19 protein-coding genes and 1 pseudogene are annotated in these 22,611 nt (G+C 55.8%); 13 read left to right on the forward strand and 7 right to left on the reverse strand.

All coding sequences use genetic code 11. From position 1 onward, the window contains the following. Positions 1-101 precede the first annotated feature (101 nt). Positions 102-959: an OST-HTH/LOTUS domain-containing protein gene (locus tag J7392_RS08950; protein WP_247744514.1), complete on the reverse strand. Its 858-nt coding sequence runs from the start codon at positions 957-959 to the stop codon at positions 102-104. Positions 960-1,074: 115 nt separating this feature from the next. On the opposite strand from J7392_RS08950, the pseudogene J7392_RS08955 reads away from it, so the two are divergent. Next, positions 1,075-1,221, forward strand: a pseudogene (locus J7392_RS08955) (IS3 family transposase); the annotation flags it as partial. Between the two features lie 227 nt (positions 1,222-1,448). Here J7392_RS08955 and J7392_RS08960 read toward each other — a convergent pair. The 5 genes from J7392_RS08960 to J7392_RS08980 form a co-directional block, all read right to left on the reverse strand. Further along, positions 1,449-2,039, reverse strand: a complete 591-nt coding sequence (locus J7392_RS08960; protein WP_247744515.1) for an AAA family ATPase — start codon at positions 2,037-2,039, stop codon at positions 1,449-1,451. A 23-nt stretch (positions 2,040-2,062) separates the two neighbouring features. Next, the gene (locus tag J7392_RS08965; RefSeq protein ID WP_247744516.1) at positions 2,063-2,515 is read right to left on the reverse strand and encodes a hypothetical protein; all 453 of its coding nucleotides are present in this window, start codon (positions 2,513-2,515) and stop codon (positions 2,063-2,065) included. A gap of 851 nt (positions 2,516-3,366) precedes the next feature. Next, on the reverse strand, positions 3,367-4,152 hold the full coding sequence (locus tag J7392_RS08970; RefSeq protein WP_209217227.1) for a DUF2971 domain-containing protein: 786 nt from the start codon (positions 4,150-4,152) through the stop codon (positions 3,367-3,369). A gap of 24 nt (positions 4,153-4,176) precedes the next feature. Continuing rightward, positions 4,177-6,384 (reverse strand): P-loop NTPase fold protein, encoded by a 2,208-nt coding sequence (locus tag J7392_RS08975; protein WP_209217228.1) that lies wholly within the window; start codon positions 6,382-6,384, stop codon positions 4,177-4,179. A gap of 550 nt (positions 6,385-6,934) precedes the next feature. Next, positions 6,935-7,855: a LysR family transcriptional regulator gene (locus J7392_RS08980; RefSeq protein WP_209217229.1), complete on the reverse strand. Its 921-nt coding sequence runs from the start codon at positions 7,853-7,855 to the stop codon at positions 6,935-6,937. 228 nt (positions 7,856-8,083) lie between these two features. Between J7392_RS08980 and J7392_RS08985 the strand changes: the two genes are divergently transcribed. From J7392_RS08985 to J7392_RS09020, 8 genes are all read left to right on the forward strand, one after another. Then, positions 8,084-8,479, forward strand: a complete 396-nt coding sequence (locus J7392_RS08985; protein ID WP_209217230.1) for a RidA family protein — start codon at positions 8,084-8,086, stop codon at positions 8,477-8,479. Positions 8,480-8,491: 12 nt separating this feature from the next. Beyond that, on the forward strand, positions 8,492-8,968 hold the full coding sequence (locus J7392_RS08990) for a VOC family protein (protein WP_209217231.1): 477 nt from the start codon (positions 8,492-8,494) through the stop codon (positions 8,966-8,968). Between the two features lie 84 nt (positions 8,969-9,052). After that, positions 9,053-10,477, forward strand: a complete 1,425-nt coding sequence (locus tag J7392_RS08995; protein ID WP_209217232.1) for a Na+/H+ antiporter NhaC family protein — start codon at positions 9,053-9,055, stop codon at positions 10,475-10,477. 34 nt (positions 10,478-10,511) lie between these two features. Next, on the forward strand, positions 10,512-11,444 hold the full coding sequence (locus J7392_RS09000) for a dihydrodipicolinate synthase family protein (RefSeq protein ID WP_209217233.1): 933 nt from the start codon (positions 10,512-10,514) through the stop codon (positions 11,442-11,444). A 6-nt stretch (positions 11,445-11,450) separates the two neighbouring features. Beyond that, positions 11,451-12,629, forward strand: a complete 1,179-nt coding sequence (locus J7392_RS09005; RefSeq protein WP_209217234.1) for an FAD-dependent oxidoreductase — start codon at positions 11,451-11,453, stop codon at positions 12,627-12,629. A gap of 3 nt (positions 12,630-12,632) precedes the next feature. Further along, complete coding sequence (locus J7392_RS09010) at positions 12,633-12,917, forward strand: (2Fe-2S)-binding protein (protein ID WP_209217235.1); 285 nt, start codon at positions 12,633-12,635, stop codon at positions 12,915-12,917. Continuing rightward, positions 12,914-14,341 carry an NAD(P)/FAD-dependent oxidoreductase gene (locus J7392_RS09015; RefSeq protein ID WP_209217236.1) on the forward strand — a complete coding sequence of 476 codons (1,428 nt, stop codon included), beginning with the start codon at positions 12,914-12,916 and terminating at the stop codon, positions 14,339-14,341. Before J7392_RS09010 ends, J7392_RS09015 begins: the two co-directional genes overlap by 4 nt. A 509-nt stretch (positions 14,342-14,850) precedes the next feature. Continuing rightward, entirely contained in the window at positions 14,851-15,273 is a 423-nt protein-coding gene (locus tag J7392_RS09020) for a hypothetical protein (protein ID WP_209217237.1), read from the forward strand. Positions 15,274-15,320: 47 nt separating this feature from the next. Here J7392_RS09020 and J7392_RS24210 read toward each other — a convergent pair whose 3' ends face one another. Further along, a complete protein-coding gene (locus J7392_RS24210; RefSeq protein WP_247744517.1) occupies positions 15,321-16,472 on the reverse strand; it encodes a hypothetical protein in 1,152 nt (383 codons plus the stop codon). A gap of 1,454 nt (positions 16,473-17,926) precedes the next feature. On the opposite strand from J7392_RS24210, the gene J7392_RS09030 reads away from it, so the two are divergent. From J7392_RS09030 to J7392_RS09045, 4 genes are all read left to right on the forward strand, one after another. Then, complete coding sequence (locus J7392_RS09030) at positions 17,927-18,727, forward strand: hypothetical protein (RefSeq protein ID WP_209217238.1); 801 nt, start codon at positions 17,927-17,929, stop codon at positions 18,725-18,727. Between the two features lie 107 nt (positions 18,728-18,834). Continuing rightward, positions 18,835-19,269, forward strand: coding sequence for a hypothetical protein (locus J7392_RS09035; RefSeq protein WP_209217239.1), 435 nt, complete (start codon positions 18,835-18,837; stop codon positions 19,267-19,269). Between the two features lie 109 nt (positions 19,270-19,378). After that, positions 19,379-21,580: a Mu transposase C-terminal domain-containing protein gene (locus J7392_RS09040; protein WP_209217240.1), complete on the forward strand. Its 2,202-nt coding sequence runs from the start codon at positions 19,379-19,381 to the stop codon at positions 21,578-21,580. 31 nt (positions 21,581-21,611) lie between these two features. Then, positions 21,612-22,610, forward strand: a complete 999-nt coding sequence (locus J7392_RS09045) for a TniB family NTP-binding protein (protein ID WP_209217241.1) — start codon at positions 21,612-21,614, stop codon at positions 22,608-22,610. Position 22,611 lies beyond the last annotated feature (1 nt).

The following is a 22,611-nucleotide window of genomic DNA, read 5'->3' on the forward strand; positions in this document are numbered from 1 at the left end:
CTCTGTTTGCGCATAAATTTTGGATTGTCGCTCAATCAATTCGGTGATCTCAGGTGATTAGGCATGCCGAACGTTCAAGGCGAATGTTTCAACACGAATTTTTATGGGCGCGTTCGTGGCCGATAGAAGGCTGAGCGTTTTCCATCGATTGCAAAATATCGGAGGTCTAGGTTTGGCGCGTTATGCACAACCTGCCGCCAACTCTGGCATCCATACTTGGCAGGCAGTTGCTCAGGATGCTGAGCGGTGATCCATTTCTCAGCCGCGACTAGCGGTGCCCATCCTTCATCAGAAAATACCTGGAATGCCTCTTGCAAAGCACGAACAATGTCCGAAGCAATCCAATCTACGGTCCCGTCAGAAGAAAGCCCATTGATTGAACCGTCTCTGAAGGCCTGCGTCTGCATGGTTTCTGCCGCTGCTAGGCGTAGGTTCTGCATATCTTGAGCCCATTCCTGAAGTTGTGTGAGTTGCCTGTCGATGTTAGCGTAGGCCTCCACCAAGGCGTCTTGCGCCCCACGGCACCCATCCGAACTCCCAATGTCGTGCTGGTCTATGAAATGATGGACCAGGTTATTCCTCAGATTGACCATTTTGCTTAGCTCAGACTCTGCCCGCGCGAAATCCGTGACTGGAAGGCCAATTGTCATATGCATAGAGAACCAGTTGGGTGCGTCGGGCGAGTCGGTTATCGCGTCTTCGGGCGATCTGATTTCATCGGCCACAACACACGATCCGATGAACTCGCCAACTAAGGAACCGAGCGTCTTACGGGCCGTGCCGTCAATTCGTCTGGCGCGAACCCGTTCCAATTCGTGAAGCGGTCCTGAGAGTTTATGATGTGCCACCAAAATTTTGATTTGCTGCTCATACTGTTGCAGCCGCAACATACATCTCCCCAGCAATCGTTGAACTTCTTGCTGTAGCTGAGGTAAGTTTTCGTCATTTTGCCCCTGCAAAGCATCATCCTAGTTTGTTCAACTCAAGTGCAACTATACCGCGATGGTACGGAATGTCTTGCCCGACCTGAACAAGTTGGATGAATTGCTGCCGTGGGCCTGGGTGCCGCCGGAGCCTCGCGATTGGCGAGCGTTCATCGCTGCCCAGTTTATTGACGAGGTTGACGCCTACATCCCCTCGTATAACGAAACGCGCATCAAGATGTCCCTTGGTGGCAGAAGCCCAATCGAGCACCATAAAAGCCTCGGCCTTATGTCGTGAAAACAGTCCAAGTTTTTGTCCGCACCCCCACTTTCTCATTTGGCGTTGACCCAACTGACAGATGACAATCTCATGAAAAGTAGGCACAATTATTGACATCGGCGGGTCTCGGCGTTTCGAAAGGTTGGGTCGATTTCTTGCAGAATTCGACAGTTATGGCTCAGGATGATTTCCAGGCTTAATTGACCATTACTGTGCTGCCAGACGGTCGCCGCACGATCATAGCTTCAGGTCAGGCGCTCCAAGATGAAATCTGCCCTGGCCGTGATATCGACCTTTGGCAAGATGACCGGATCATACCCAAGGCCCGCAAAAGCATCGAGCAATCGGTGATACTCGGCTATGCCTTCTTCCAGATCAAACTTGCGCTCGCTGTCTGACCGGTAGATTTCCGGCCACGGCGGAGTCAGGAATACCTGGTGGTGAAAACGGTCCTGATCGGCGAGTGTTTCGGAAACAGCTACCCCGGCCGCATGCTCCAGGGCAACGGCTGCATCGACAAGTCCGCGGTCAAAGAAAACCCAACCATTCAAATCTTTGGCGCGCTCTCTGTCCCGGGCGGCCATCTCGATGGCGCGCCTGGCAAACAGTTTGAGATTGACCCAGGGGAGGTCCTTCCCTTCACCTTGCATTTCGGTCGCGACAATTCTCCTGCCGGGCTCTTCAACGGTCTCGTAGCCCCTGCGTTTCAGTTCGGCCAATAGTGTTGATTTGCCGCCACCAGAGCATCCCGACAGAATGATATGCCGTTCTGAAATGTTGCTGCACATGGCGCTCCTCCGCAAGTTGTGGCCGGCGACGTCAGGATCGCCGGCCATATGGGCGTTTTCATTCAGTGAATTTATTCGTTCCCGAAATACTTCTCACCCTCTCCGACGCCAAAGGTCTCCAGTGCCCCACGGTCCAGCTCCATGCCTTCCGGCCGAACCAACACGTGCGGGATGAAGGGGCCGTTGTAATCCAACACAGGATGGCCTTCATGAGTGCGCAGTTCCCCATTCGCTTCCTGGGCCAGCATGATGTAGTCGACAAGATACTGAACGCCATCGAACAAGGCGCTGCGCTCTGCCGCGGGAAGATCGACGATTGGCTTCAAGTCAATCACCTGGTTCATCAAATCGACGAATTCCTGCTCGGTGAAGTTCTTGGGAAGTTGCTTGGCGAAGTTTGAAAGTTTCTTGGTCGTGCCTTTTGTTAAATGGATGGTGTCAGCGGGTTTCCTCAGCATGGGGATCTGCCCCATGAGGATGTGGTAGGCTGAAATTTCTCGAGAGCACAACAGAAAAATCGGCACAGAATGCCGCTTATCATATTGATTAGATTGCGAAAAAAATCGTCGTCAGCTTTTTCGCAAACATGTTCCTGAATGGTTTGAGTGCGTTAAGCACGGCCACCCGGCGCCATTTAGAGGCAACTTTTATGATATATTTTTTCAGGATCCCACTATGAATTGTTCGAGAAGGGTAAAGTCAGGGATCGTTGTGAAGTTCCGGCAACAAGGTTTGCAAAATTTTGAGGGCCCGCTGGGGCGGATTACATTTTTTCAGTTGGCCCAGACTTGCAGGTTCGGAATGTCGCGCAAGATACGGTAAAAATCTCGCTGGATGAAAACTGCCGGGCGCTGCCCGGTGCTCGGATAGTAGCGATGCGCAGTACGCGGAATTTGAGAACCGTAGGTGGCGATGCCGGGGCACTCAGCATGATCGGCCCAGAGCGGCCATTGCCTCCATCGTCGAACTGGGTTGCAGCGTTCACCGAACCAGCCGTTCGTGCTTCATACAGCATTTTTGCAGGCTGGACGGTAGCACTGCGAGACCTTTCTACCGTTCGCTGCAGGCGCTAAGTTTTCGCTGCGGTTGCGAAGACCTTTGGCGTGAAGAGCGGATTGTGTTGAAAAACTCTTATGCAGCGCGTTGGGGCCAAATTTGGGAGAACAAAATTCCGAACTACTCAGATTTCGACGGGGTCACGCGGCACAATCAGCCCGTCGGAGAACGGTTTCCCACAATCCAGAAATTTGCAGTTGCAGCAAAGAGTTTTTCAACAGAATCAGCGGGAAGAGGTCGTTCGCTGCGGGTGGGAATTTACCGGCGTCGCTTAGAAGGAGCGGACATTCGGGGCAGCTTTGGCACCCCATCCGCGATTTCAAAGAAACTCGGAAAACCTCCGGACGTTTCCGTCAACCGGGTAAGAAGTTAGTTGAAATTCCCCCGGTTTTGCCGTGACACGCTCTACACTAAAAGCCTTTCTGCTCTTCTGAACCGCCATTGCCTTAGCCTCCAATTTGGCAGAGGCTCGCGCGCCAAGAATAACTCCCGCAATTTGGTCTGGATCAATATTTTCGAAGATCGCATTGGCCCCTGCTGGGCCATGAGAAATCACGCGGTATTCTTCCTCATACTCCCATTCAGTTGATTTCGTCCCCAAAACAGGGCCAAGCATGTCGGTCTGTGAACCTGTGAACCATCGCAATTCCGGCACCTGATTTGAGTAGTTCACGTCGCCAAAAGCACACTGGTTTGGTAGCTCTGCCAAAGCATCAACAACACTCGGCTTGTAACAGACGACAAAACCCGAATGAGACGCGCCATAGTGCGCCCACATAAGGTGACTATCCCACTTGCGCGCTAAACATAAGACAAAGGATTGCCCCATGAGCTGTACACGTGGCCAGAAGTTCGTATTGAAATCACTCGTGCTTCCCGAAAAGCTCGACCATGCATTTTCGAGTTCATCAGCTGATCGAAGCGGATCGTATTTTGCATGCCACCGATCGAACTCAACGCGGCTAGGCTTCACTGTGGTAAACTTAAACTCGAATGGGTCATTGCAATGCAATGCAGATGCAAACTTGACTGATCCATCGACCACAGCTTTGTCGAAAACGTCTAGCAGAACGTCTTCCGTACCGCCCATGAACTTATAGAACATGATTTTCTCCAGATACGTCTCCGGCTACGAGATCGTGCCACTGGTCGTGGTTTTGTCTAACCAAGACGTTGCCCCATCAATAAATGCAGCTAAGCGCTCTGCATCTTCACCCTCAAAAGTTGCCGCCTCTTCGAAAGCTTGTGCAATAGGGAGCAGCGCTTCCAGGTCGTATATGTCCACATCGGGCGCTTCCTTGATGCTAAAACTCGTTCCATGGGAGCCAGTGGTTTCCGTAAGTAAGGAAGTTGCCGTTCCCAATAAGAAACCAGCGTCCTCTTGCGCGGACTGTACGACCCACACTTTGCACTGATCTTCGCCAAAAAAATAAGCGTATGCTCGAATGGTCGCCCATGTTTTTGGGTACCTTAGGTATTCCCCGGAAGCCAAGTCCTCTTCAAACAATGGCTTGAGTGCATCCCGAAACACTTCCCAATCCTGCTTTGAGATTGGACTGTCCATCCGCTCTTCGGATACGCCTATTTCGCCCAGAAGCCTGCCATAGTCGTTAAAGGTTTCGACCCCGTATGCAACGTTGCGTTTAGCGGTCAACGCAGCGTTCAAGGCCTTCGCGGCGTCGCCGGGTGAATAGGTTTTCAGGATGTCCGCAATGAGAAGGTAGAGCACCTGTGATGGCCCCAGCATAAAGAACCCACGTTTTGCCTTCATGCGACTGACCGCTTCTCCAATCGAAAATAGTGCGTTCAACAACTCTTGCGTAGGTTTCACTGCGTTAGGTTCGATCATTCGGTACTGGATTTCAGTGAACAGTTCGCCAATCACAGGTTGGTTTTCCGCATCCTTTTTCAGCAACCATTCGTCAAAGAGAGCATGTAGTGCAGCTTCATCATTCAAGTTGTTAAAAACCGTCTGGATCGCAGAAAAGGGAATAGTATCCTCCGACAACCCGAAGGCCATATATGTTTGAAACACATTGACGTGGCCTATCCCTCTGCGCCTGACCACTTGATAGTGTGGTTCACCTATTGAGTGCTCTCGACCTGTTATCTGCTTTGCTCGGGTCGGGAACAAGCATGCCAACAATGGTATGACTGACTTGTCAGAGTGAAGTGCAATCAACTTCGCCAGCACTTCGACTTGTTCGTTCTTCGCGTCATCAGCCCCAAAGCCAAAACTACCCTCGGAAAACAAGAAGTCGCGATTGGCTTTGATCCAGTCAAAAATCTTTGGTTCAAAGAGCCTAAGTCCTTCCATCGCAATGATATCAGCTGGATCAACCTCATTCTCGAGCGCTGGCCAAGTGAATTTCAGAGCATTGGTGTAACGGTTGATGTCTCTTGGTGTCTTCATCCACCGTCTGACCCCATGGGAAACAATTTTGTACCAACGATCAGAGGCCTGAATGCCCTCGGCGATGAAGCCAATATTTTTGTCGAGCAGAGACAAAAGCGCCGATAAAGACGGCTGAGGAAGCGTCAATTCTTGCTGAATGATTTTTTCTGCGAACGTAGGTTCAAGCGGGTCTACTGCTCTCCCCTCTTCAAGTGCGGCCCAAACATGCTTTCTGTCGTAGGATAGCAGGTAAGTCACATACGGAAGCTTTCCGACACTCTTGACCATCTGCATCATCGAACGAATTTCATCCGACGACAAACGGTCGAGGTCGTCGATCACAATTACAATTCGACGTTTTTCCGCCTTTAGACGTTCAACAAGCTGCGCGTAAGTAGTTTGTAGGGAAGGCGTAGACAGCCATCGATCAAGCGATGCATCCAAGCTTCGCTTTCCCATATTCGTTGCAGCCCCCGAAAGTAGGCCTGCGGTTGGATCAACAGTCAGACCAACAGCCGCCACCAAACCCGCCAAACTGTCAGTGTTTTCTTTGGCGAACCTCCCCAAAGAGGTTCCAAGTTTTTTGGCTTTGGTCTCATCGTCTGGAAGGTGTTCGGCCAACACTTGAAAAAATGCCGAGATAAGATCAGTTCGCCCGGAAAAAAGCCAAGGCTCAAAGTCGACCACGGTTACTGGTACACTCTGACCTTTGAGCTCTTGGTTATGTTTGCGCAAGTACGCCTTGGTAAAGTTTAGGGCCGTCGTTTTACCGCTTCCCCAGGATCCACATAGACCAACCACAAATCCGTCGGGCGAAGAAATGCTCAGAATTGTTTGGCTCAGCCGTTTTGCAAAGCCAGAGAAACCAAGTACGTCTTCTCGCCATGGATTTTTCTTTGGCACGTCATTCGACAACGTGGACGTACTATTCTCGTTATTCAATTTTGGCCCTCTATCAATTGGCGATCACGCAGTTAAATCTCATATGCGTCAGGGTTCGTAGCTCTGCTCTCAAACAGTTAATCTAAGACTTAGCTGTCGGCGACCCCAAGAACGGCGTCTTTTTCCGCAGATCACCAGTTTACAGCGCACTCAATTTTGCGTTTGCGGCGAAAGTCCGGTCTGGTGAGGCTGCACCGCAACGCGTGATTACTTTGGAAATGACCGCTTCGGGCCGTGAACGAGGTCGCTGCGGCCCGCCGCTTGTTTGGCTCGCTGCAATGCCGCATCTCTGCTCTGAGCCCAAACTGACCGCGTCTGATTTGCGTAGGTTTGCACTCGCAGCACGGGCGAGACCACCGCGACGCGGCCCGGAGCTGACGTTCGTGTAAGGCGCCGCAGATGGCCGGTCCCAGCCCATTCGTGACATTCGTATCAGCCGAAGCTTAAGCCTTGAGGTGGCCCGATAGCCGTCAATCTTCCAGAGATTGTGGCACTGACCTTAGCCTCAACGCGCTGCGTTGTGACCGTGCCCATGAATTGATCGTGCAAGTCATTCGTTGGAAGACGACAGCGCTGAAGGAAGCAAACGCTTGCGAATTTGGTCGGCCAGTTCGCTGAGATGCGCTGGGAAGCGCCTGTTACGGCGAGCAAGGAGGTGGACGTATACGGATTGGAGTTGAGGCGCTTGAATAGAAACTGCAGAGAGTTGTCCGCTGGCAAGTTCCGCGCTAACGCTGAAGGCTGGCAAGACAGTGATCGCGCGGTCTGCAAGTGCCATGCGTGCGAGCAGAGCGATCGAATTGCTCGTGACGACCGGTGAGATCAAGAGGCCGTTGTTGATCGCTGCCTCGTCAATCATCTGGCGTATACGGAAATTCGACCCCATCAGCGCGAGCGGTTCGGCGCAAAGCTCTTCCATTGTCATGCTACGGCGCTGCGCCAAGCTGTGCTCCGTGTTCATGATTGCCATCAACGGAACAGTTGCGCGATAGCGTGAGACGATCTGCGGATGCGAGACGGGATGAAAACCGACGCCGAAATGCACCTCATCCTCAAGTAGAAGGCGCATCATGCTCGTGGTGTCTGTGACACTGACTGTCAGATTGATCCCGGAATAGTCGTCCATGAAGTGATCCAGCGTGTCGTAAAGCGCAGGTCCGAGGAACCCTTCGCCAATGGCGATCTCGACATGACCGGTTCGCGCCGTCGAAATTTCGAGAAGCTGCCCCTCCAACAGTTCCAAGCCAGTTTGACGGGCACGGTAGTAGTCAATGACTGCGTGGCCCGCGTCGGTCAGGCTGATCTCGCGACGGCCATGTTCGATCAAAGGGGTTCCGATTTCCGTTTCGAGCTGGGCGATCTGTCGACTGACCGAAGAGGGAGCAATCTCCAGTAAATCCGCTGCAGCACGCATCGAACCGCTGCGCCAGGCTTCGTATAGGAAATGGATTCGGTGATCGTTGACTTTCATTTCATCCGGTCGGTCGAGAGGTGGCCTATATTAGCATATTGAAATAATTATAAACATGTTGCGAAGAGCGCAACTATTATTGAGAAATCCCGTTATTGATTGCAACATTTCTCTCGGATGTAATGGTTATTGCCGTCGCGTCGTTCCTGAAAATTGGGGCGAACAGTGCGGCAAGCCTGCGTCAGACAGGCAGACATACCACATACAAAACCACAGAGAGGACACCTAATGGAAACCCGCGAAATCAACCCTTGGAGCTGGCAAGATGCCTTCGGGTTTGCCCATGGCCGCGAAGTGAGCCAGGCAAGCCGTATTCTGACGTTGTCCGGCCAATGCGCCACGAATGCTTCCGGCGCTCCTCAGCATCCCGGCGATATGGCTGGGCAATTGTCCCTTGCTGTCGCCAATCTGGGCGAAGTGCTGAAACAAGCCGGAATGACCTATGCCAACGTGCAGGGGATCCGCATTTTCACAACCGACATGGACGCCACACTGGAGAATTGGGGATCGCTGATCGGCCCGTTCGTGGCCGTGGGTCATCGCCCGGCCAGCACGCTGGTCGGTACAACTCGTCTGTTCTCGCCCAATCTTATGGTGGAGATCGAAGCCACTGCCTGTGCTTGAGGAGGACATGATATGATCCGAGGAATCCATCACCCAAGCCTGACCACCGACGACCTCGACGCTTTATTGTCCTTCTATAGCGACTTGCTGGGGTTTGAGGTTATCTCGTCATTCGGCTGGGAAACAGGAAGCGACCTGTCCGAACTGGCAGGCAACATCACCGGCGTGACTGGGTCCACCGCGCGCTCGGCGCTGCTGAAAGCCGGCAACGCCTATCTGGAAATCTTCGAATACACGCTGCCTCTATCGGCGCGCAGCGACACGCCCGCGCTGTCGAACAAAGGCATCGTCCATATCTGTTTCGACAGTGACGACGTGAAGGCCGATCACGCTCGACTCAGCGCGTCCGGGGTCACCTTCAAATCGGAACCTATCGACGTCGGCCCAATGCGCGTTTGCTACTGTCAGGACCCCGATGGTAATTTTGTCGAATTGCAACAGATCACCGATCCGCAAAGCGGCTTGTGCCTCCCGGGATACAAAGCCTGAACAACATCTTTCGCCTTTCGCCGGAAGGCGCTGCACAAAAACAAAGACCGGCGTAAAAAGACATAACCAACAAGGAGGTTCTTTATGAACCAACCCATTCTTCAGTTCCGAGGGGGACTGGGTATGGCGTTTCTGCCGCCCTTCCTGTTCCTCATCTCCTGTTTCGTATATTTCGTCGTATTCAAGGCCTTCGATATGACTGCATTGGCAATGGGGGGCTTCGTGTCCCTGTTGATCGGCGCAGTTTTCGCGAAGAACTACAAGGAATACTGGGCGCAGGTCATGAAAGGTATCAGTGGCGAAAGCGCGGTTGCCATCGTCGTTATCCTGTTCATGGTCGGCATGATTTCGGCGCTGATCAAGGCGACGGGCGTGGCCTCCGGCTTTGTCTGGCTGGCACAGGAAGTCGGGCTGAACACCGGCTATTATACGGTCTTCGTGTTTGTCGCGGTCAGCCTGATTTCCATGGCGACCGGGTCCTCAATCGGTACGATGTTCACCGCCTTCCCAATTTTCTACGCGGCGGGTCTCGCCATTGGCGCTGCCCCCGGCCCGCTCGCGGGGGCGATCCTGTCGGCGGCCATTCTCGGCGACAACCTCGCGCCGATTTCGGACACCACCATTATTTCCTCGTCGAGCCAGAGGTTCCGTTCGAAAGATGCGGTGGCCGATGTGGGCGGCGTGGTCAAACACCGGGCGCGCTATGCGCTGCTCTCAGCAGTGATCTCCGCTGTCATCTTCTTGGTGGTGGGCATGGCGACGGCGCAGGACACTGGGTTTGCCGAATTCTCCGCAACCGCCTCGCCTTGGCCGTTGCTGATGCTGATCCCGGTTGCGATCATGCTGATCGTTGCGATGATCTCCCGCGACATTTTTCTCGCCGTCACGGTCGGTCTGGTTCTTGGCTCTCTGACAGGGCTTGCGTCCGGTCTCCTGCATGTGAGGGACATTGTCGGTGTTTCAGACGGGGCGCCTTCTGGTTTTCTGTATTCCGGTGTGTCCGGGATGCTGGGCACAGTTGCTCTGGTGATTTCCGTCTTCGGGATCATGGGGGTGCTGCGTGGTGCCGGGATCATGGAAATGGTCGTCAGCAAGCTGACAACCGGCCGACTGGCCTCGACCCCGCGTGGTGTCGAAATCGCCATCGGTCTTGGCGTTTCCGCGACCACCCTGCTCTTCGGGGGCGTGAACTCCGCCTCGATGCTGACTTTCGGCCCGATTGCCGACGAGCTTGGCGCCCGCGTCGGCCTGCACCCTTACCGGCGTGCCAATGTCATGGATTGTTTCGCCCTTGGTCTGGCCTCCGTCGTGCCGGTGCTCAGCGCCTATCTGTTCATCGGAGCGTTGCTGACCTCGGGGTACGAGGGTACGCCGGCGCAATCCACCTTTGCGCTGTTCCCGATGACCATCTACCCGCTGGTGCTGACCGTGGTGATGTTCATCGCAGTGATGACCGGCTGGGGCCGTCGCTTCGAAGGAGCAGACGGGGCCACCAGCAAGACTCAATAACGACCTGACAACGCAGGCACCGAAAGGATTTCCCATGGACCGTAATTCTGTCGACTGGACCGGATATATCCCGGCCATCACCACCCCCTTTGACCGCAAGGGACGTCTCGATCTTGATGCCTTCGATGGGCAGATGGAATGGCTAAGTGCTGAACGTATGCACGGTGTCATTCTTGCTGGCACAAGTGGCGAGTGGTTCAGCATGAGCTCAAAGGAACGCGCGGCTCTCTTCGAGGCCGGGGCGCGCTACCGCAAGGATGGGCTCTGGGTCATCGGTGCCTGCAATTCCTACACGTCTGCCGAGGCGATCACCCATGCGCGTGCGGCGGAAGAGGCGGGGCTCGACGGTATCCTGATCACCCCTCCGCCCTATGTCGTGCCGAACCGACGCGAGATCGTGAATTTTTACCGCGCGGTGTCGGATGCGACCGACATTCCGATGACAGTCTACAACTGGCCGCGCGGCTGTATTGTCGACATGGGCACGGAACTGCTGGACGAGTTGGCGGATATCGACAATGTTGTGGCGATCAAGAACTCGACCGGCAATTTTGCAGGCTTCCTGACCGGCATGTATCGCTTGGAGGACCGGGTGCGCTACTTCGGCCTGCCCACCAGTGAACTGGGGGCCGATCTGGCGCTTCTCGGGCATGGTGACGGTCTGATGGGATCGGGCGGTGTCCTGGGGGCGGATCATCCGGACTTCTGGCGCGCGATTACCGCTGGTGACCGGACCCGTGCGATCGAGTTGGGCGAAAGAGACAGGGTGATTATGACGGAGTGGTTCCGGCCCGATTACGGCGTCCAGTTCGGCAATCAACAGGCGATCATGAAAACCGCCCTGCGTCTGCGCGGCGTTCCGGCCGGCTTCGTGCGTGATCCGCTGATGGAGCTTTCCACCAGCGAGGTGGCGCGGATCGAAGCGACGCTGCACAAGCTGGGAATTAAAACCCAAGCTCTGGCCTGATCGCCCATGACCCGTGGTTACGATACAATTGTCATCGGCGGCGGCCTGCTCGGCTGTGCCACCGCCTGGATGATTGCCCGGGACGGTGGACGGGTCCTCCTGGTTGAACGCGACCAGATCAATCAACACGCTTCCGGCAGCAATGCCGGAAGCCTTCATTTTCAACTCGAATACCGGATGATCGAACGCGGGGTTGAAGCGGCACGCAAAGCCGCGGAAGCGATGCCTTTGCACCTGCAGGCGGCCCAGCTCTGGTCCGACCTGCCGGGCCTCTGCGGACAGGACATCGAGGTCAAGCAGACCGGCGGGCTGATGATTGCAGAAAATGCCCAGCAAGTGGAATTGCTGGAGCGCAAAACCGAGATCGAGCGTAGCTGGGGGCTCGACAACCGGATAATCGACCGGGCGGAAATCGACCGGATTGCCCCCTATCTGTCGGACCGCGTGGTGGCGGCGGCCTTTTGCCCGACCGAGGGCAAGGCCGATGCGCGCACCGCTGGTCCCGCCTTGGCCCGCGCCGCTTTGCAGGCCGGGGCAGAGATCAAGACCCGGACCGAGGTGACAGGGCTCGTCCGTCAGGGAGGGCGCTGGCATGTGTCCGTGGCAACGGCGGAAAGCGCACAGAGGGCCATTGCCGAGAGTGTGGTGATCGCGGCGGGTGTTTGGACGACGCGAATGGGACAGATGATGGGAGCGCATCTGCCGACAATCCCGCTGGCGCTGATGATGACGGTCACGCAGCGCGTGCCGAAACTGATCCCGCATCTCGTGCAACATGCCGGCGGGCGGTTGTCGCTGAAACAGGCGCTGGACGGCAATATTCTGATCGGTGGCGGCTGGCCGGCACGGCTGATCCGTCACCGGGACGGCGAACCGAATTTCGACGCCAAGCCAGAGCTGTTGACGACGTCCCTATCCGGTAATGCCGATATGGCGATCCGGGTGCTGCCCGACCTGTCGCGAATCCCGGCGATCCGCAGCTGGGTCGGCACGACGACAGTGACACCGGATCAATTGCCGCTTGTCGGGCCCGTCCCGGGGCAACCCGGGGCCTTCGTAGCAACCGGGGGATCAGCTTTTACCCTTGGGCCAAGCTTCGCACAGGCGCTGGTTGCTCTGATCGAGTGTCGACTGCCGGAAACGGATTTGCAGGCGTTCGATCCGGCACGCTACGGGAGGCAATAGGACATGGTCAAGGCACGGCGACTGGCAACGAAACGCGGCGGTGAACTGCGGATTGCCTTCGAAGGCGAAACCATCACGGCTTTTGAGGGGGAGACACTGGCTTCGGCCCTGTTGGCCGCGGGCGTTGCCGCCTTCAGTCTGACGCGGACGGGCGAACCCCGACTGCCATTTTGCAACATGGGCACCTGTTTCGATTGTGCCGTACGGGTCGATGATCGGGAGCTTGTACGCGCGTGCCTGACCGACGTGCGTGAGGGCATGCGGGTGAGACGGCAGGAGGTAAAATGACACAGGATTTGGCAATTGTGGGTGCGGGACCTGCCGGAATGGCCGCAGCTCTTGCCGTGGCAGAAGCTGGGTTTTCGGTGGCCGTCGTTGATGAACAGGCGCGAGCCGGGGGGCAGATTTTCCGTCGCCCCCCAGGGGCTTTGGGCGAGCGGCACGGCAGCTACCGTCCGTACCCTTGGGCGCGCGAACTGATTGAGCGTTTCGAAGACCATCCGCGGATCGAGACCCATTTCCGATCGACCGCTTTTGGCGTGTTGCGCGACCGGGAGGGGTTGGCGTCAACCGCTCTGGAGCTGGCCGTCAGCACCCCCACGGGGGGGCGCAAGATCGCGTCGCGGCGTCTCTTGTTGGCCACCGGCGCCTATGACATGCCGGTCGCCTTTCCCGGCTGGACCCTGCCCGGAGTGATGACCGCCGGCGCGGTGCAGTCACTTCTGAAAAGCCAGAAGCTTTTGGCGGGACAGCGGGTCGTTGTCGCGGGATCGCATCCGATCCAGCTCATTCTTGCTGCTCAGCTGCTGGATGCGGGGGCCGAGATCTCCGAGATCGCATTGGCGCGCGATCTGCCGGGATTGGTCGAGATGGCACAAAGCCTGCCGGCCATTCCAGGCCATGTGTCCATCTTCGCCGAGGGAATGCGTGCATTGGCAAAAATTCTGCGCCATCGCGTTCCGATCTCGCGCCGGACGGTGGTAAGCGAAGTAGTGCGCACGGATAATACGTTGGAGTTGCGCCTTTCCCGGGTCGATTCGGATTGGAAGAAAACCGGCGCAGATCACTGGGTTGAGGCCGATGTCCTGGCCCTCGGTTATGGGTTTACGCCGTCAACAGAACTGGCCCGGCAAGTCGGCTGCGATCTCAGCTGGAATTCGGCAGGAGGCGGCTGGACCGTCTCGCATGATGCGGGCTTTCAAAGCTCTGCACCGGATGTTTTCGTTGCTGGTGAGCCGACGGGCGTGGCCGGTGCAGAACGCGCCTGGGCCGAGGGGCATATGGCGGGGCTAACCATTGCAGCTTCGCTCGGCGCGGCGATTCAACCTGCCACGCTTGCGCGGGCCAAACGACGTCTCGCCGGTGCTGCGCGATTTGCCGGCGTGATGCATACGATGTTCGAACCGCGTCGCGCCGCATTGGCCGAATTGTCTCGGCAAGAGGAGACGGTGATCTGCCGATGCGAAGAAATCCGCAACGGGACAATCGAGGATGCGCTGCAAAACAACCCTTTCATGCAATCGGCAAGCGCCGTGAAACTGGAATGCCGCAGCGGCATGGGCCCCTGTCAGGGGCGCTATTGCGAAGGAACTGTAGCGGCACGCATCGCCGCCATCCGCGACGCGCCGATTGAGGCTTCGGGGTATTTCAACGCCCATCTACCGGTGAAACCTGTGCCGCTTCAGGACTACCGAGACATCGGAGACGTATAGGCTTCAAGTTTTGGTGCGGGAAGACACGGAACGACCGATACTTACCGACGCAGACGTCCTTTCGTGCAGACCAATAGCATCACGATGCTGCGTATTACCGCTGTTCGGCCGAGGCGCAGCGAAGGTCCTCTCCCCGGCCCACCTGCATGAGACCCTCCGTTCATCATACCATCAAATATGTGTTCGCTTCGAGCTGAAAACCATCCTTGATGCCCTTATGTCTGAGGGCCCGCTCACCAAGCCGGCCCATCCCCCAGGTGACAACAACGTGCATGGTTGGGAATTGCTTGGTGGCAATACGGTTTCCTGCGGTTCTGAAGAAGGGCACCTGTGTCGGTTTCGCCGCTCTTGATGGTCAGGGCATCGCGGCTGTTTCTGCCAACTACGGGCATGCTTTCGGCTGCGCATTGTCTTGAAGGCGTCCGGTATCGCAAGTGTACGACGTCTGCCGCGATAATGAGGTCCAGCCCACGATGCGTTGTTCAGGCCCGAGGGGGAGGGTGATTAAAATGCAGAACGGTATTCTGTCAGGTATCGACCTGATCCGCTTCGATCTTTTCGGGACGCTAGTCGAGATCACAGATCGTCGCCGCCTCGCGATGACCACGGTTCTGAGTCTGGAGGAAATCGTTGACGCCATCCAGGGTGGTGCGAACATGGACAAAATCTTGAATGCTAAGTCAGCCATCGCACGCGAGGTAGCTTCAACCCGGCTTCGAACTGGTGTCCCGGAGATGCTGTTGGCTCTATCTGTGCCCTATGGGATATGCAGCAATCTGAGCCCGGATTATCTTCCTGCCCTTCCACGTTTTGCTAGGTTGAAACCGGCCTTCAGGATAACGTCGTGCGAAGTCGGCTATATGAAACTCGACCCCGAAATCTACGAGCTGGTGGTCGCGGCCGCCGACTTGCCTCGCCACAAGATCCTGTAATAGGCTTCGCCGCTCCCGGTTTCTGCGAAGCCCACTGCTCACTTACTTTAATCGCGCTCGTTGCTGATAACGACGCCGTGCTTTTCGTAGGCATCGAGCATCATCTGCACATACTCGCTTGTGCTCGTCGTGATGTGTCCCAAGTCAGGCCAGGCGAAGGGAAAAGTCATACTGGTCATCGCGAACTCCAAGCCCACACCGAGCTTGGCTGCCACTGCAATCGCGGCTTCAGGGACTTTGTCTTCAGACCAAAGGTCTTCGTCGAAGGTGATACAGGCGTCACTATCATCGTCGACATTAATCTCCGCCAGCATGGCTCCGAGACGCTCCCCTAGCGTGCCCGCATCTTCAAGTAGGGCGACCCGAAGTAGCATGGAAATGCTCTGCTCATCAAGCTTTAGGGTTGGCCGAGGGTCCACCATTTTAACTTTGGGCTTTGGTGGCTTTCTGTCCTTGGCGTGTTCGAATGCGGTCGGCTTCTGACCGCTGCCGTCCAGCCACCATGGAGACGAGAAGATATCCAAAGGTGACGCATCGCATTTCGGACAATGCCACAAATTCTTAGCGATTTGCGCCCCCTTGATCTGGCTGTCGCAGTGAAGACAATACCACTCTGTCGCGCTATCGCTATAAAGGGGATGAATAACTTCGCCTTTGGCATTGGGCTTGGTAGAGCGACGCGGCCAATCCGAGGCGATTCCAGCGCGCGCCTTCGCGGCCTGTGTGCCGGCAACTTTAACCGCTTTGCCGACAAACCCGGGATCATTGGCTGGACTGCTCTTTCTGCGCGTTGTCTCAATCTCGACCACTGGCTGCGAGGAATCTGCCTCGCCTATGAGAATGCGCCACCCTTCGCCTTCCATGCGAATATCACCGAGGAATTCGAAAACCTGATAAGGGTGACCGTCGATCTCACCGACCTGTATTGGCTCTCCAACTGGCCGCGACATGCTCTGCTCAATAAAATGTGGCCTGCCCTCAAGAGAAGGGAAGTGCTCGCGAACAAAAGCATCAACCTTTCCGAGTTCGTCTTCATCGGGCCTCCAGCCTTGGTCGGCCTTGACGGCAAGTGCCTTCCAATGCGGAAAGCTCAGCTTCGTCGCAATCACATTGAGAGCGTCGATGTGATTTGAGCGCGAGGCATGTGCAAATCGCTTTGCCAGCAATTTTAATCTGTCGATTTCATTCTTGTTGATCATGGTTCAGTTCCCAAACAGGGATCCGATTAGGTGCCCGCTACTAACCAGATCCGGCTATTGGTCTGGGTGCTCATTCAATGTTGAAGTGCTGCATAGCTTTGCGTGGCGGGCACACCGGCATGCACTGAATGCCACAGATAGGTTGCCTGAGATTCCATCTCCCGTCAACAGACCCTATGCCGCCTTAAAATATGGATCCCGCCCGTCGCGGTACGGTCTGGAAGATAGGGCTTTGGCTGCGCTTGCGAATTTGGAAGTTCGACGGACTCGCACCTAGTCTCAAGTGGGCGTGCAATGACCTTGTCCTTCCCGACAAGAACTTCGCGGCCCAAATGGTGAGATCCCAACCTTTTCAAGAATTACAGGAAAATAATTTTCCGGAGCTTTCGATCGTTTTTCGCAAAACCAAAAACCTCAGAAAAGAAGCTGGCGAACTTCCCTGTCAGGGACTGGTTGGGAGCGACCGACCCGACAGGGAAACTTTTGGCCTATCTCGTCAATGGGGCGCAAGCATGCCGACGCGGTCTTTTTTGAATTGTGGCGCTGGAGTCACGCCTTGCCAGCGCCATTTGTTTTCCGACCAGTAGAAATCTTGTCGAGGAGTGGATGGGGTTTCTATGTTTGGGTCATGACACAGAAACGCATCCATAACCCGCCTCGGCTCATACGGTTCATATGATGTGAGTCCGCTTAACCGCACCCTCGCGGTTGGCTCCGAGACTTGGGAATGGACAGTGTATCGATGGCTGTCGAACTCACCCCGAGAATGCACGTGCAGGATTTTGCAGTCCTTTCGCATGGAATCACCGCAAAAAATTTCGGAGTGATTCTCTGAGAACGGACGCAATCAGCGGAGTGATCATCATGGTTTTGCTGCGGAGTATCCCGTGTGAAGGCTTCGTTCAGCCCGTTTCACTTTGCGAAAACGTCAGTGGGAGGCGCAAGACCTCGGTGATCGGGGGGGGGGGGAGAGTGGATCCGCACAAGATGATGTGCCTGCGAAAAGATAGAAAAGATCCACATGTATATTTTTCGCAATATGGTGTGTGATGCCTAACGCTAACCGATTGACTGGAAAAGAAAAAGCCTTTCGAGAGCAGAGCTCAATGGCTACCAAATATCCATCGCCGCAACACAGGAGGCACTGACGATGTAGCAAGAAACGAAAAAGCGATCTGCGCCAACAGACCGCCCTCCCATGGAAAACCGAAGTCCACGGTCTTCATCGAGAAACCTATCATCCAGACAGGTCGGTTTCAAGGACACGGATTCTCCCAGAACATAAAGACCTTCTTTTCCTGCGACGCCTTTGTCGCCACGGGAAAGGTCCGTCCAACGCCGACTAAGCTGAAGCCCGAGAGAGGGCATAGAGGCTGACTGCAAAGGGCGGTTCCAGAAGGTCTCACGCTTTCCGGCCGACCGGGGAGTGCAACCTAATTTGGAAAGAAGAGACTATGTCCTACCATTTTCGCAATCTGGGTCATCACCTTGACGCGCTTCCTGATGAGCTTCCCGGTATCGTCTTGCCGACACCCTCCCAAGCGGCCCGCGATGTTCCTGCCGCATCTTCCGCACACTGCACGGCACACTCAGTTCTTGGCGATGGCGCCGGTGTTCGGATGCAGCACGAGAGTCACCTGGAAATCGACATTTCCTACATTCTAAATTCCGTCCGGAATGTCGCGAGCATGCAGGAACAGGTGATCTTCCACTTTGGGTGGGCTCGGGAAAAGCAGAAGAAGCACATCTTCGACGTGGTTGTGACACTCACGTCTGGGGAACGCATTGCTTTTGCAGTCAAACCGGAAATCCGGCTCTATTCGTCGAGTAAGGAAAGTTTCGAGGAGCAGATGCAGGCCGTCACCTGGTGGGCCTACGAAACGAACTTCGTGGACGAAGTGCGTATCCTTACCGAAGTCGATCTGGATCCGGTCGACCAGTACAATGCGAAGGTCATGGCTGCAGTCCGTGCCGTGGACATTGACGCCGACAATGCCGCGCAACATGCTCTCAGAAGTTTGCCGGCCGGCGGAGGTTTGAGTTTGCGCGAGCTTACCTCGGCCATCGGTCTAGGCGCACGGGGGTATCGAGCGTTGATCCGTCTGCTTCGGGCAGGTGAAGCGCGACTTCATGCGAAAGAGCGGATCTCGCCGGACGCCGTGATCGTAAATGCCAGGGATGAGAAGTTGATCCCGCATCTGCCGGATCGCCCTGTGCTCGTCGCAGAACCGAAACCGGCTCTGACGGTCGTCTAGGCGTAGCGAAATACTCAAGTTTGCCACCCGTGCGCAATGCCGCGCGCGGGAACGGCACCCCTTTGCTCAATCACGGGCGCCAACCGTCATCAGAATAGGAGACTCTCATGTCCCACAACGATCATTACTTTCCCGCCATGGGCCTGCGTAAATGTCGGCGCGGATGTTTTCGTGAAGCCATGGTTAAATCTTACCTTGAGCTGAAAGAGCGGAAAGCCTTCAAAGTCATTGATGAAGAGATTGGTCATGCAATGCCGCTTATCTGCGATGCCGCTGCGGCCTATCTGGCGGAAACATTTCCCGATCCCGAATACAGCCTGAAAGTCGCCAAGTATTTGCGCGGAGACGGGCCGAAGCCCCGCTCGAAAAGTTCTGTCGTGTTGCCTGACAAGGTTTCCGCCAGCACTCTGCGGAAATGGGCGGCTGCGTACAAACGGGGCGGGAAGAACGACCTGATCGACATTGACCACGATATATTGCGCATGATGCAGGAGACCCTCGCATTGGCGAAAGCCTTGAGAGGCAAGGCCCAAGCCGACTGAACCCAACCAGACAACTGAAATTCGCCACCTGCGCTCAATGACGCGCGCGGGAACGGCATCCCCTTGCCCAATAACGGGCGCCAACCTTCGCCTAAACAGGAGACTTCCCATGTCCAAGCACGAAAAATCCTTCATCACCTTCAGCCTCGACAAAGATCATGTGTACTGCATGCATGACGAGAGCTGGGGGTACGCCTACCAGACGAATGGTACGGCCACCTTCTATGCCATTGATGATCCGCACAAGAAGGCCACCTATGACCTCGGCACGCTCAACCGACTGAATGCTAGCGGCGAGATCGAAGTGCGCCCCTATGCGCAACTGCCGGAACATCTACGCCCTGCTCAGGCCAACACGGTTGATGACGTGTTCATGGCCGGCCTCAGCCTTACGAAGCGTAAGCGTGCCAATCAGCGTGAAGCCATGGTCAAATCCTACTTCGAACTGAAGGAGCGGAAAGCCTTCAAAATTGATGATGACGAGATCAATCATGCAATGTCGCAAATCCGCGATGGCGCTGAGGCATATCTGGCGGAAACGCTTCCTGATCCTGAATACAGCCTGAAGGTGGCCAAGTACGAACGTGGCGAAGGGCCGAAACCCCGCTCCAAAAGTTCTGTCGTGCTCCCTGACAAGGTCGCCGCCAGCACTCTGCGGAAATGGGCGGCCGCCTATAAACGGGGCGGTAAGAAGGCCCTGATCGACAACCAGGACAAGCGCGGCAACACCAACAGCTACTTCACGACCGAAGAAATGACCCTGCTCGCCGAAGTGGTGAACAAGGAGTACATGTCCCGTCAGCGCAAGAGCAAGGCAACCGTGCTGGCCGACGTGAAGCTCGCCTTCAAGGAGGAGAATGCTCGCCGCGATGAGGAAGGGGAAGTCAAGCTTCGCACTCCGGGGCGCGATGCGGTGAGCAATTTCATCAAATGCCTCGACAAGTTCCACGTGATGGTCGCACGGCATGGCCACCAGGGGGCCATGAAAAAAATGCGTCCTGTCAACAAGGGGGTTGAGGTCCTCCGTCCGTTCGAGCGCGTCGAGATGGACGAGTGGAAAATCGATCTACTGACGATCCTGAGCAAGAGCAAACTGCTCCTGATGTTCACTCCGGAAGAGCAGGTGGCAATGGGCTTGGACGGAACCTTGAAGCGCTGGTGGATGGTTGGAGCGATCGATTGTCGGACCAATTGTCTGGTGGGCTTGGCACTGACGCCGAACCCCAAGACCAGCAGCGCCCTCAAATGTCTGCGTATGGTTGTCAGTGACAAGGGGCAGTTCGCCGACCAAATGGGTGCGCTGTCGCCTTGGTCGATGTTCGGAACTCCGGAAACGCTCTATGTCGACAACGGTGGGGCGTTCAAGTCTCTACTGTTCACCAATGCCTGCACGGATCTCGGCATTGCGAAAATCCAGACCATTGCCGGCCAGCCTTCGATGCGGGGCAAGATCGAGCGGGTGTTCGGTACGCTGGCGACGACGTTGCTACCGCGTCTGTCGGGCCGTACCTTTGGCAGTGTGGTTGAGCGCGGAACTCACCCTTCCGAGAAACTTGCCTGCCATGCCCTGGAAGACCTAATCTATGCCCTCGTGCGCTGGGTTGTCGATGTTTATCACAATACGCCGCAGGAGTCCCTGGGGCTGCGGACGCCGCTTGAGCAGTGGGAAAAGGACCTTGAAGAGGGGAACTATCCCCTGATGTCTGCCCCGACCCTGCGGCGCAAACGTCTCGCATTCGGATTGCCCCTGCAGCGTGAGCTGCAAAAAGATGGCATCCGCATCTTGAACGTCCGCTACCAGACCGGCGACTTGGCGGCCAAGTATCTGAAGCGTGGCAAGCATCCGGTGAATGTGCGGTGGTTCGAGGAGGATATCGGGACTGTTGAGGTTGAGCTTGACGGTACGTGGTACGCTGTTCCTGCAGTCAGTGACGCCTTCCAAGGGGTCGATGCCTCAACCTGGGTGGCCACGCGCCGCGCACTCCGCTCCCGCGATCAGAAGCGGATGGAGTGGGAAGAAGATGTGATTGCCCAGACCATTGCCGATATCGAAGCCCTGAACGCCGAGCGTAAAGCCGCCCGCGGCATCATCGACCATGGTTGGGATGAGAAACGTTTCAAGGCTGTCGAGCAGGAAGCCATGGCAAGCTTTGATGTTGTTTCTCCCCGCGAGAAACAGGTCTCGGCTTCGGATGGCCTGGGTCGGACCGTGACGCCGGCGGATCAGACCAAGCCCAGCTCCGTGAAGGATACGGCCGGAGATTCCGCTGCGCAGGAAGCGGCTGCGGATACCTGGAAGATGCGTGATTGATCCCCAAGGCGCCTAAAAAAGGAGAAAAATGATGACACTTTCGAACAAAGAAATCGCCGCCGTGCTGAGATCCCTGCGCAAGGCCCACATCGTGACCGACCGTGACAAGGCCTTCGAGAAACAGCTGAGCCGGAAATTCGAACGTGGCGACGATGGTGAGCTCACGCATGAGCCGGTGCGCGTTACCGCGGGCACAGAGACCAGTGGTATTGCCTTCATCGAAGGATCAGGTGGTGGCAAGACTACCGCTATCCTGGAGGTTTTGAGGAATTTTGCGCCTTTGGAACACAATCCCGAAACAAATGCACCGCGCTACCTCCATGTGAAAGTGGAATCCCCTGCGACCTTGCGAAGCCTTGGCGTCGATGTCCTTAAGAAGTTGGGGGTAGATATGGTCGCTGACCGCGCTCGCGTCTATGAGATTTGGGACATGGTGCGTCACCGTTTGAAAATGGCAGGCGTAACTCTGCTCTGGATCGATGAGGCACATGATATGTTCAAATCTGGGTCGGGAAGCGAAACAGAGAACATGTTCAAAATGCTGAAGGGCCTGATGCAGGGAGAGTTTCCTGTGGTTCTTGTCTTGAGCGGGACGGAGCGCTTGTCCGCAATTACGAGCATTGATCCGCAGGTCAACCGCCGGTTCTCGAAGATCCGGCCTGCACCGATGGCTTTTGGTGTGGATAATGCGCGCATCAAGAGCTTAATTCAGGGGTATTCCAGCAAAGCAGAGCTTCAGGTCGCCATCGACGATGACGCGATCAACCGCTTGATCCACGGCAGCCGCTACCGGTTCGGCCGTTGTGTCGTTTGCATTATTGAGGCCATCGAATGTGCGCTATACGATGGGGCTACGACACTGGAGCTGATGCATTTCGAGGATGCATGGGGTGCGCGAGAGGGCTGCTCTATCGACCAGAATGTCTTCACCGCAAACAATTGGATGGCAATTGATCTTGAAGATCAGGGTGAAGAGATTTCCGCAATGCCAGTCGTAAAAAAGAAGATCAATCGGAAGAAGGCGGCCTGAC

This window comes from Sulfitobacter sp. R18_1, assembly GCF_017743915.1.
Taxonomy (GTDB): Bacteria; Pseudomonadota; Alphaproteobacteria; order Rhodobacterales; family Rhodobacteraceae; genus Sulfitobacter; species Sulfitobacter faviae.